The organism is Aquabacterium sp. (genome assembly GCF_048860245.1).
Lineage (GTDB): Bacteria > Pseudomonadota > Gammaproteobacteria > Burkholderiales > Burkholderiaceae_C > Aquabacterium.
In genome coordinates this window covers 1-11,402 of sequence record NZ_JBLIZW010000052.1, presented here as the reverse complement: position 1 = coordinate 11,402, position 11,402 = coordinate 1, and the positions used below count along the sequence as shown (strand labels likewise).

Here is an 11,402-nt window from a genome sequence, read left to right as displayed (position 1 = left end):
TCGTCGAGGAACTCGCGCTTGCGCGTTCTCTTGGTCTTGCGTTCAAATCCAGTGGTGCTCAGGCTCATCTGCTTCATGCTGTCACTGTCTCACATTCAGGGCTGCATGCGGAGGTTTTGCAGACCATCCATAGGCGTTTTTCTTGTATTCACCACCGTTGTAGTAAAGGGCAATCCGCGGCCAGTCTTTCCTTTTCACCGCGGCCCACAATTTCCCATTTGCCTTATGGCGAATAAAACCCACCAAAGGCAGTAACTGAGCAGCTTCGCCACCGCACATCAGTGAGACCAAAGCTTTTGCGGATGCTTGACCGCAGTTCTCAAACTCCCCACCCATGATTTGAAATTTCCCCCATGAGCATGAAGCCAGCGCGGCCTCCGGATCAAGCCGATAGGCATTCATTAGCCTTAGATAACTAATTGCATAAGAACCATAGCGGTCCGCCGTAGCCGCCCCCTTTGCCGACGTGTAAGCGGGCCCAGAAATGTCAGGGTGAGTTTTGTCGTGCGCCCCGTTGGTCAACCGCCTAAACCAATGCCTCTCAAACAAAATGCTTGGCACTTGCTTACCTTCCGCAGCATTCAGTCGCCAAAAGGCAGCCCCCTTTGTTTCAACCTCTGCGATTGCTTTGAGAACCGCGACTTCGCACTGCAAAGCATCCGCAGCATCTTCCCACTGCGTTGCTGTAATCGGCTCGTCCCTGTACAGATCAAATAGCTTTTGCAGCCCGCTTGGGATATCCACGCCAACCTGAATGATGGCCTGTCCGTGCTTGCCCTTGCCCACCCTCTTTCGGACATGAGGGTTGTTTGTGTCTACCTCGCCCGTCCCTGATAGGGTGGCACCTCCAGGCTCTGGCGTGTTGGGGGCCTCATGTGGATGAGGCTGCGTCTGGCCCTTAAAAACCAATGAACCGCTCACCAGTGTGATGAGCTTGTGTCCATGATCGGATGCAGTTTGACAAACTTGCCGCCACTGCCCCGTGAGGTCTTGCACCAGAACTTCGACAACTGATTTGGCGCTCTGGGTAATCACCCGTCCGCCAGAACCGTTACACCCTGTTTGACCCACCGCGATTTGGCCGTCGAACTTGATTTTGAACTTGAGGTTCTCAATGGGGTGCCTGAGCGCATCCAGAAACAACACACTCACGCCAAAAGCTGTTTCTTGGGACAGGTACAGCGTCTGACCAGTTTCCAGTCTATGAGGATTGCTCAATTTATTGAGTTGGCACAATTCGGCTACGCTCCGACCGCTCAGTCGAGCAATCTTGCCAAGCGTGTCCCCCTTTTTGACCCGGTAAGGATCTTGAATCGCCACCTCAGTCATCGGAGGACACCTCCTGTGTCGAGCTCGCTCTCCATGAGTCGTTCTCTGACTCCGCGATCTGGATGTCTTGCTCCATGCTCCATTGAGCTGCAAGGCACACTACATACCGCACATGCAGGGCATCTGCGGTGATCAAGCTGGCCGTGAATTCATCTGTCGGGCTGGCCAGTAAGTGACCGACAGTCTGGTCCCCATCCAACACCTCCACCGACTTCGCCCCGCTGAAAGGCAGCCATTCAGCCGGATAGTCACTGAACCCCAACGCTTCGCTGAACAGTGGCGATGCCAGACTAGGTGCTGCATGAGCCCTCCCCTGCCATGAGGCACTCACGCCACTCGGCAACGCCATCAAACTCGCACCGCCGCCCCCACCCGCGCCCCACTCATGCATGGCCCCCTTGACCGTCCACGTACCCGGGCAGGTGAAGGTGATGTCGCCGCCTTTGAGTTCGATCTGGCTTTGCCCGGCCGTCAGCGTGATGCTGCGACTGGCCTGGATGCGGATTTCGTCGGTGGTGCTTTGCACCGTGAGGTCTTGATCGGCCCAGATCTGCTGCGCGTCGGTATGGGCTCGCACGCTCAGCGCCCCCTTGGCAGTGATGGCCTGGATGCCGCCGGAGTGGGTGTACAGGCTGGTGGTTTGGCCACTGACGGCGCTGAAGGTGTGCCCACTGGTGCAGTGCAGATCGCCGTGGGTGCTCAGGCTGGTGTCTTGCCCGCTGAACAGGCTGACATCGGCGGCGGCCACGATGCTGGCACTGACCGGTGTGTCCAGGTGCAGCAGCGGTTTGGCAAAGCACTCGACCGGATCGGTCAAGGTGCGGCCGTCGGCCTTGCGCGCGGGTTGCCCGCCCACCGTGCCGCTGTAATGGCCTTGCGCCGCGGGGTCCATCGCGTCGGCATGCTGTTGCACGGCTTGATTGGCGTCGTGACTGCCCAAGCCCTGCGCACCTTGCTGGCGTGCGTTGTGGCTCAGCGCATCGCCCAATTGGCGGGCCGCACGCAACTGTGACACCGTTTCTGCTGCGTCCATTTGCGTGCTGTGTACGCTGCTGCCACGCGCCGGGCGGGGCGAGGTGGTCAGCAGCAGACCTTGTCCGGCACGCAGCACGGCCCACCCGTCGGTCACGCCATAGAAGCCGCTGCCCAACCAGGCCCCACGGTGTGCGTGTCCGGCGCCGCCCGCGCCACTTTGCTGCACCAGGTGGCCCAGGCTGAGCTCGCTCCAGCCCAAATCCGCGCCATGGGTGACCAGGCGCATGCGCAATTGCCCGGCGCTGTCATCCAGCAGCCATTGGTTGGCGCCTTGTCCATCCAGGTGCGTGCTGTGCCAGCCCGACAGCACCCCGCCGTGGTTCGCCCCAGCATCCACCCCGGCAGGCCACGGCAGATCGTGCTGCCCGTTGTGCAACTGGCCGACGACCACTGGGCGATCGATGTCCCCGTCCATGAACGACACCAGCACTTCGGTGCCGGCACGGGGCGTGAACACCGTGCCCCAGTTGGGGCCAGCCAGACTTTGCGCGACACGCACCCAGGTGCCGCTGCGGGCGTCGCCGGGAGCATGTCCGGTCGTGCGCCCCGTCGGGGACTCGGGTGCCGTGAGGGCGCCGGGCAAAGGCGCCTCACCACGCTGCCAGGCAAACTGGATGCGTATGCGCCCATCGCGATCGGTGGTCAGAGGCTCGCCGGGCTGGGCCACCACCGTGGCCGTTTGAGGGCCGGGTGCGGTGGGGCGATCCGGGATCGGTGGCAACAAGCGCGTGCCCACCGGCACCGCGGTAAAGTGATTGCGGTAGCTGCCTTGCTCCAAGGCGTTGTGGCGCAAGATGGTTGCCGCTTCCGAGCCCAGGTTGTTGGCGGCCTCGTGGGTCACGCTCAGTACCTGAAACCGGTTCTGCCCCGAGGCCATCGCGGCCAAGCCGTACAGGCTGTGCTCGGTCAGAGCAAACACCGCCCCTTCGTGCAGGGTGCGCACGGCGCTGTCCCCGGTAGCAAAGCGATGGGGCAGGGTCCTGGCGGCCAGCCGAGCGGCCGCGCGGGCTTCGGCCACTGCCGCTTGGCCGATCTGCGGATCGTCAATGCGCCCGTCGGCATGGCAGCGCTCACCGTGCCCACGGTAATCTTCCAGTTCTGGCACATGGCCAGGTCCTGCTGTTTGGCGGGCCTGAGCAGACACCCCCGCCACCTGTCGCTCATCCCAGGAGGCCAAGGTCACGACGTTGGGGGTCAGTTGCTGACCTTCCCGCCACGCGGTGATGGTGTCTTGCGCGAAACCGCTGTCCAGCAGACTGATGCCCCACATGCCCCCTGCACCGCGCATGTCGGGGCGGCTGAATCGCAAGGGCCCCAAGTCGGGTGCATCGGCATACGCGTCAAACACCACAAGGGTGTGGCGTGCTGCGCGGGCCCCGGCAAGCTCACCGGGCAGAGGCGAGGTGGGCGCCCCCTGATGCGTCAGTCGCCAACTCCAGCCTTCTTCGGCCATCAGGCGCTGGACAAATGCCCAGTCGGTTTCACGGTATTGCGTGGTGATGGGCCGCACCGGACCAGGTTGCCGCACGTCCAGCCGGAAATGGGCCTGCGGGTAGGCGGCCATGACGTCGCTGACGATGTCGGCGGCGGTCTGGTCCTGAAAGATGCGGGTGTCGCGCCGCAAGGTCAGCCAATGGGTCCAGGCCGCCAGGCTCAACCGGTAGCGCGCCAAGCCGCCATCGGCCCCCAACTGCGCAGCCCGCACCACATAGCCATGCCAGGTTCGCCATTGGCCATCGGCCTGCATGAGACGCACGCTGACCTGCTCACCGTTGAGTGCCTTGAGGGGCAGGTGCGCGCTGGTGCTCAGGCAATCCACCTCGGCCCACAGCGGGGATTCGGCATGAACGGCTTCGGTCAGGTGCAGACGCTCGACCACCAGCGTGGTCGAGGGCAGCGCCGTCTCCATCTGCAGCAAACGGGTGGCTTGCCCCAAAGACAGAAGCGCCTGCAAGCGAGACAGGGCATCCGCCCCTGCATGCCGTACGGTGTCATGCAAGCTGGCAAACGACGCAGCGGGCACACGCGCGTGCGCCCCCATGCCGCCCCACGACGGAAGGTTCATGAAACTCACCTGAATGTTGGATCTTGTATGGCGGGCCATTCTCAAGCGCGCGCGGGAATCGGCCGGCCCCGCCAGCGGGGGGAAATTGCAATCAAGGGTTACCGCCAGCAAGGACCGGGCAAGGCGCCTACAATCGCGCGCCCTGCTGTATTTGCCCGATCGGGCCCGTCACCATGTCCTTTTGCGCCATCGACTTCGGCACTTCCAACTCCGCCATTGCCATCCCGGCACATGGCAGCGGTGCTTCGGCCATGCGATTGGTGCCTCTGGAAGGCGAGCATCTGACGATGCCCACCGCCGTGTTCTATTGCACGGATGCCGATGACCTGCCGCCCGGCACCTGGCGCGGCACCCAGCGCGATGACACGCTGCCGCGCACTTTTGGCCGCGCCGCCGTCAAGGCCTACATCGACGGCTACGAGGGCCGCCTGATGCGCTCGATGAAGAGCATCCTGGGCACCGCGCTGGTGGACCAGACCACCGAGGTGGGCAACGGCCTGGGCGTGAAGTACCTGGATGTGATCACCGGCTACCTGCGCCACCTGCGCAGCCTTGCCGAGAAGACGGGTGGGCAGGCCCTGAACCGCGTGGTGATGGGGCGACCCGTTTTCTTTGTGGATGAAGACCCGGTTCGCGACGCCGCCGCGCAGGCCTCCCTGGAAGCCGCCGCGCGCGCCGTGGGGTTTGAGGAGATTGCTTTTCAGTTTGAACCGATCGCAGCCGCCTTCGATTACGAGCAACACACCCGCGAAGAAGAGTTGGTGCTGGTGGCCGACATTGGCGGCGGCACCTCGGACTTTTCGGTGGTGCGCGTCGGCCCCGAGCGCCGCGAGCGACTGGAACGCCGCGATGACATTCTGGCCAACCACGGCGTGCACATCGCCGGCACCGACTTTGACCGCCGGGTGTCACTGGCCAGCGTGATGCCACCGCTGGGCTTTGGTGCGTTCGGCCCCAGCATCCAGGGGCAGGCACCGCGCCCGGTGCCCAGCCGGGTCTACTTTGACCTGACCACCTGGCATTTGATCAACACGGTGTACCAGCCGCAACGCGTGGCCGAGCTGCGCAGCATGATCGACTTTTACGGGGAGCCGGTGCACCACCAGCGTCTGATGAAGGTGGTGCAGCAACGCCTGGGACACGCACTGGTGGGCGAGGCTGAGGCGGCGAAAATCGCCGTGGCCAGCGGTGGCGAAGCCGACATTGCGCTGGACCTCATCGAGGCTGGCTTGCGTGCCCACCTCAGCGCCGACCAGACCGAGCAGGCCTTGCGTGATGACCTGGCCCGCATCGTGGCGTGCGCGAAAGAAACCGTGCAGCAAGCGGGCGTCCGGGCCAGCGACATCCGTGCGCTGTATTTCACGGGCGGCTCGACCGGCCTGAAGATGCTGACCGATCAGCTGGAAGCCGCCTTCCCTGCAGCACGCGCCGTGCGCGGCGACCGCCTGGCATCGGTGGCCACCGGTCTGGGGCTGCACGCCGCCCGGCTATTTGCCGACTGAACTCAGTCCTGGCAGATCAGGCCGAGTTGCCCCCCTGAGCCGCGCAACAACGGTGACCGGGGTGACACAGTCACCGCATCAGAGTTTGATGAGCCGCTCCAGCGCCTTCTCCAAGGTCGCGGCGGATTTGGCAAAGCAGAAACGAATCACGCCGTGATCGTCCCCCTGCGGGTAAAACGCTGACACCGGGATGGCGGCCACACCCTGCTCGCGCGTCAGGCGTTCGACAAAGGCACGGTCCCCCTCGTCGCTGATGGCGCCATATTTGACGCACTGGAAATAGGTGCCCTGACACGGCAAAAGCTCAAACCGGGAGCCTGACAAGGCTTGCCGGAAGATGTCGCGCTTGCCCTGGTACAAGGCCTTGAGTTGCTCGTACCAGCCGGGCCGCTTCATGAAGTCGGCCAAGGCGTATTGCGACGGCGCGTGCACGGTGAACACGATGAACTGATGCGCCTTGCGAAACTCGGCCATCAGTTCACGCGGGGCCAGGCAATAGGCCACCTTCCAGCCGGTGATGTGATAAGTCTTGCCAAAGCTGGAGACGACAAAGCTGCGTTCAGCCAGTTCGGGGTAGCGCATGACGCTTTCATGCCGAGCCTGGTCAAACACCATGTGCTCGTAGACCTCATCGCTGACCAGCACGATGTCTGTGTCCCGAACCAGCGCGATCAGGCGCTGCATGTCTTCGGCCGTCCAGACGGTGCCCGTCGGGTTGTGGGGCGTGTTGAGCATGATCATGCGCGTGCGCGGCGTGATCAGGCGCGCCACCTCGTCCCAGTCCGGTTTGTAGTCCGGCAAGGTCAGGTGTGCGTAGACCACCTTGCCACCCTGCAGCTCGATCGAGGGGCCATAGCTGTCATACACCGGAGTGAAGACGATGACTTCGTCGCCAGGGTGCACCATGGCGGCCACCGCCGTGAACAGCGCCTGCGTGGCCCCTGCGGTGACAGTGACCTCGGCCTCGACGTCGTACTGCGCCCCGTACAGTGCATTCACTTTGGCTGCGATCGCTTCTCTCAATGCGGGAACCCCGGTCATGGGGGCGTATTGGTTATGGCCAGCTTTGGCGTGCTGATCGAGCAGTGACAGTAATTCGGCGGGGGCGTCAAAGTCCGGGAAACCCTGTGACAGGTTGACGGCCTGATGCTGCTGCGCCAGCGCCGACATCACCGAAAAAATGGTGGTACCGACTTGGGGGAGGCGGGAGGTGATGGAGTGAGCGTAGCTGGGCATGGAGTTGAGCATACCCCCAAGCCGCAAGCTGGACTATGTCAGCACACTCGACATGCCCATCAACAGGCGAACCAAATCCGCCTGCCGCTTGCATCCCGTCTTGCCCAAGACGCCCCGCAGCTGGGTGCGGACGGTGTTGATGCTGACGCAAAAGCGTTGTGCACAGTCGTCCAGCGTGGCGCCTCCGACCAAGGCTTGGGCCAAGCGCGCTTCGGCTGCGGTCAAGGCAAACACTTGCATCAGCATGGACGCTGTCACTGCGGCTGACTCGCCCAGCGGTCGAATCAGCAACAAGGTGTGCACCCCGGAGGTTCCGGGAAGCATGGTTTGCAACCAACGCTCCCGCCCTGATCGCGGTGCCGACCAAATCTGAACAGCCATACGCTGCTGCACCCGCCCCAGCCATTGCAAAGACTGTGGCTGCTGCGTGGCATGTGCCGCTGCCACAGCTGACTGGATGGTCGGCTCCAACTGCAAAAGTGCCCCGCGCAGCTGGCCCAGTTCGCTGATCTGCCGTTCACCGCACGCATTGGCATACAACACACGCCCAGTGGCGGCCAAGGCGATGACGCCGATGCGCTGCGCCGACAACCCTTCCTCATTGGCCACGGCCTGCAGATGCAATTGCTGCCGTTCCGCCAGCATCCGAACTGCACGGGCCAAATGGGGCGTGTACCGGCGAATCGCCGCCATCTCCTGCACATTGAAATCAGGACGCCCCTGGGTACGGTTGAACGCCGCGAACCCCACCATGCCCAAGTGCTCCAGCACCTTGCCCCCCGCGACGTAGCGCCCGCCCGACGCAATCAGGCAGTCCTGATAAAACTCGCTGCGCTGGACATAGCGTTCGTCATAGATCTGGCTGCATTGCAGCGCCTCGCCCACCCGGGTGTTCAACATGTGGGCTCGGCGTGGATCCAGGTGAATGTAATGGGCGTAATAGTCCGCCGAGATCGCTTGCTCGTCAGCCCAGTCCAGGGTCCACACATGCAGCAGTGGATTCATCTGCGCATCCGTGGCGAACAGATGGCAACCGTCTGACTGCACCACGGACTCAAACCGCCGCACCGCCGAGCCCAATTGCTCGGGCTGCAAGACGGCATCGTAGAGATCACCAATCAGGTCATCCCACAAGGCGTCATCCAACTGCATCGGCCGTGATCTCCGAGAAGGCAAATCATCCACATGGATGATGCAAACGTTTCAGGGCATTTCCAGAATGTGAATCGTATGCCGTAACGCGGGCCGCAAGAATCAACGGGGTGCCTGCGCAACACCTAAAAAGTTGTCCGCTTTCGGTGGCTCGTAGCAAAAGACATGCATCGAGCATGCCCACCGGGGTCTTGGACAGCACCTCTGCGGCAAATCATCCAAATGGATGATGCGGTCATCGAATGACTTTCCCAGAATGGGGCCTCCTCTCAGGCCCCATCGCCCATGATTCACAGGCCTTCAGCAGAAAGTAAAACCATGAACAAGTTTTGGCCCCTCAGTTTCGTTCTTGCCTTTGCCGCCGCGCTGCCTGCGTGCACCACGATGACGCCCAACAAGATTCAAGAGGTGTCCGTGGATCAAGTCCGCGGTTGCAAAAAGCTCAGCCCCGTCAATGGCAGCGACGCCATCTTCGTGGGTTTGAGCGCGTCCATTGGCTCTAAGAATGCCAAGGCACAAGCGATGAACAGCGCCGTCGAGCAAGGGGCCACTCATGTGGTGTGGACCCAGATGGGCACCAGCATGACCAACGAGTGGGTCGGCACTGCCTACAAGTGCAAGTGATTCAAGCGCCGGCACGCAGTTTCAAAAATAGTTGTCCGCTTTCAGGCGCAGCAAGCAAATCGTGAACATGGGCGGCCGTCGGCTGCCTCGTTCAAAGGAGCTTGCTGATGCACACCTTGTCCATCCCCACCCTGCCGACTCACACCTCTGACACCGCACGGCAGATTTGCGACTACCTCGACCGCGAAGGTTTCAAGGGGGAGATCGACGACGATGGCGACGTCGTCTTCCGCTGTGAGGGTCTGGCGTATTTGCTGTGCCTTGACTCGGCGGACCCTCAGTGGGGGCGTTTGGTTGTGCCCTTCGTCTGGGAGTGGGACTCGGCGCAAGAGCGCACGGAGGTGATGCAAGCCGTGGACTTTGTGAATCGTCGCAGCAAGCTGGTCAAAGCGTACAGCGTGCACAACCGCGTGCACCTCAGCATCCAACTGCTGCTGGAGCCTGTGAGTTGCTGGTCCAGCATCTTGCTGCGTTGCGTGCGCGCACTGGCCGAGGCACGCACCCTGATGATCAACGCGATTCGCCTGCCAGAATTGGTCACGCTGGATCTGCAGAAACTGGCCCAGCCCCAAGCGGACAAGCACGACACGCCACCGGCCACGACACACTGACGCCATCCACACGCACGGTGCCCACCATGAACGACTTGCCCAACGATGAGCTGTGCCGCTTGCTCAAGCAGTTTGCGCTGGGGCAGAGCCCGGATCAGGCCACTCGCCAGGCGCAACGCGCGTTCTATGACGCCGTTCGGCGTCCGCTGGAGCGCACGGTGTCCCATGCCCTCATGCTGCGTCCGGACCTGTGCCGCGCCGCCGTACAAGAGTCTTGGAACCAGGTGTTTTTGTCTGCTGCCCGCTATGACGGGCAGCAAGGCCCGGTCATGGCCTGGGTCAAAGGCATTGCCCTGAACTGTGCGCGGACCGTGGCACGCAAAGAAGCATCGGCCACCCGCTGGATTCAACCCTCGAAGTTTCACGGCAACCGCACACATGGGGATGACTGGTCCGACGATGACGCCGACTGGATGGACACCGCTGCCTGCCCGATGCCCGGCCCCGAGCAGGTGGTCCATGCCAGCCAGATTCGCCATGTCGTGGCCAACTGCCTGGACCGGCTGCCCACAGACGGGCGGGTGCCATACCGGCAAGTGTATGAACTGGCCCTCGACAGCGAGTTGAGCCATCGCGAACTGGCCGACCTTTTCAACGCACAGCACCCCGAACGCCCCCCTTGCAATGAAGAGCAGTTGCGCAAGTGGGTGGCCCGCGCGGGTGACAAGATGCGCGAATGCGTTGGCGCGTTGCTGCGACTGGCCGCACCCACTGCAAGGTGAACAGATGGACACACGACAACGCTTTCTGGCCGCTTGTACCTTGCACGCTTGTGGCCGTTTACCAGCCGACGAGGCACAGTGGCTGGCCACGGTCCTGCAACAACACCCGACGTGGCAGGCCGACCTGGACCAGGCCCATACATTGACGAGACTGACCCGAGAGGTCCTGCATCAACGGGAAGCCGACCGACCGGCCGTGATGAGCTTTGACGAGGTGATGGCCCATCTGCCGCACGCCGTGAGCTCGCACGGCTCGGCTGCCCCCGCGTGGTTGCACGCCCTGGTGGCCTGGTTGCAGCGCCCCAGCACGATGGGACTGGCCACTGCGGCCATGGCGGCATTGGCAGTAGGTTTAGGCGTGCAAACACATCGCTTGAACGACGTGCAAGACATGGCTGAACCCGCCTCACCTCAAGCCGAAGCACCCATTTATCGCTCGGGCACGTCTGGCGCCAGCGCACGCATCGCCTTGCATCTGCAACCCGACGCCACGATGCAGCAGGTCAATGATTTGCTGAGCCTGCACCACCTGCAGATCGTGGAAGGGCCCGATGCACAGCAGGTCTATCAGGTCCACGTTGCGGCGGACCAGCTGGACCGCGTCTTGGCCGCCTTGCGCAACAGCCCAGTGGTCTTGTCGGCCACGCGCGTGCAGGAGGCACCATGACCTCACCCCGAGCAACCCGCCGCGAGGCCTTGCACGGCATGGCTCGCATGGCTGGATACAGCACCCTGCTGAGCATGGTGGGTGCGCAGGCCGCTGTCGGCTTTGACTACGACAGGGCCCCGAAATGGGCCCTGGTCATCGGCAACCAACGCTACGCCCAGTGGCCGGCCCTGCGTAACGCGGGCAATGACGCGCAATTGATGGCCGACACCTTCAAGTCGCTGGGCTACCAGACCACTCTGGTACGCGATGTCGATGGACGCACGCTGCGCCAGACGATTGACCAATTCAGCGACCGACTGGCCCAAGGGGGGGTCGGTGCGCCCGAGTTCGACACCAAAATGCCGATTTCGCGTTTTTGGTGAAGCCGCTTCCATGTGAATCAACGACTTATGCACATTTTTGCGGAAGTTTTGTAGTGGCAACTGCATGAATGCTTTGTAGTGGCGCAATTGGGGT

The 11,402-nt window shown here is 62.6% G+C and carries 10 protein-coding genes; 6 read left to right on the top strand and 4 right to left on the bottom strand.

Going from position 1 to position 11,402, the window contains the following annotated elements; translation table 11 throughout:
* Window positions 1-81 precede the first annotated feature (81 nt).
* Both ACMV18_RS06175 and ACMV18_RS06170 read right to left on the bottom strand, forming a co-directional pair.
* Window positions 82-1,329 (bottom strand): N-acetylmuramidase domain-containing protein, encoded by a 1,248-nt coding sequence (locus ACMV18_RS06175; protein ID WP_420817120.1) that lies wholly within the window; start codon window positions 1,327-1,329, stop codon window positions 82-84.
* Window positions 1,322-4,429 (bottom strand): type VI secretion system Vgr family protein, encoded by a 3,108-nt coding sequence (locus ACMV18_RS06170; protein ID WP_420817119.1) that lies wholly within the window; start codon window positions 4,427-4,429, stop codon window positions 1,322-1,324. The genes ACMV18_RS06175 and ACMV18_RS06170 overlap by 8 nt, the downstream gene beginning before the upstream one ends.
* 173 nt (window positions 4,430-4,602) lie before the next feature.
* On the opposite strand from ACMV18_RS06170, the gene ACMV18_RS06165 reads away from it, so the two are divergent.
* Window positions 4,603-5,931, top strand: a complete 1,329-nt coding sequence (locus tag ACMV18_RS06165) for an Hsp70 family protein (protein ID WP_420817118.1) — start codon at window positions 4,603-4,605, stop codon at window positions 5,929-5,931.
* Window positions 5,932-6,009: 78 nt separating this feature from the next.
* Here the strand turns inward: ACMV18_RS06165 and ACMV18_RS06160 are convergent, their stop codons facing one another.
* Both ACMV18_RS06160 and ACMV18_RS06155 read right to left on the bottom strand, forming a co-directional pair.
* Window positions 6,010-7,179, bottom strand: coding sequence for a pyridoxal phosphate-dependent aminotransferase (locus ACMV18_RS06160; protein WP_420817117.1), 1,170 nt, complete (start codon window positions 7,177-7,179; stop codon window positions 6,010-6,012).
* 21 nt (window positions 7,180-7,200) lie between these two features.
* Window positions 7,201-8,319 (bottom strand): helix-turn-helix transcriptional regulator, encoded by a 1,119-nt coding sequence (locus tag ACMV18_RS06155; protein WP_420817116.1) that lies wholly within the window; start codon window positions 8,317-8,319, stop codon window positions 7,201-7,203.
* A 318-nt stretch (window positions 8,320-8,637) separates the two neighbouring features.
* On the opposite strand from ACMV18_RS06155, the gene ACMV18_RS06150 reads away from it, so the two are divergent.
* The 5 genes from ACMV18_RS06150 to ACMV18_RS06130 all read left to right on the top strand — a co-directional run bounded on the left by ACMV18_RS06150 (window position 8,638) and on the right by ACMV18_RS06130 (window position 11,308).
* Window positions 8,638-8,943, top strand: a complete 306-nt coding sequence (locus ACMV18_RS06150; protein ID WP_420817115.1) for a hypothetical protein — start codon at window positions 8,638-8,640, stop codon at window positions 8,941-8,943.
* A gap of 107 nt (window positions 8,944-9,050) precedes the next feature.
* On the top strand, window positions 9,051-9,554 hold the full coding sequence (locus ACMV18_RS06145; protein WP_420817114.1) for a hypothetical protein: 504 nt from the start codon (window positions 9,051-9,053) through the stop codon (window positions 9,552-9,554).
* A 26-nt stretch (window positions 9,555-9,580) separates the two neighbouring features.
* Entirely contained in the window at window positions 9,581-10,276 is a 696-nt protein-coding gene (locus tag ACMV18_RS06140) for an RNA polymerase sigma factor (protein WP_420817113.1), read from the top strand.
* 4 nt (window positions 10,277-10,280) lie between these two features.
* Window positions 10,281-10,943 (top strand): hypothetical protein, encoded by a 663-nt coding sequence (locus ACMV18_RS06135; protein WP_420817112.1) that lies wholly within the window; start codon window positions 10,281-10,283, stop codon window positions 10,941-10,943.
* The gene (locus tag ACMV18_RS06130; protein WP_420817111.1) at window positions 10,940-11,308 is read left to right on the top strand and encodes a caspase family protein; all 369 of its coding nucleotides are present in this window, start codon (window positions 10,940-10,942) and stop codon (window positions 11,306-11,308) included. The genes ACMV18_RS06135 and ACMV18_RS06130 overlap by 4 nt, the downstream gene beginning before the upstream one ends.
* Window positions 11,309-11,402 lie beyond the last annotated feature (94 nt).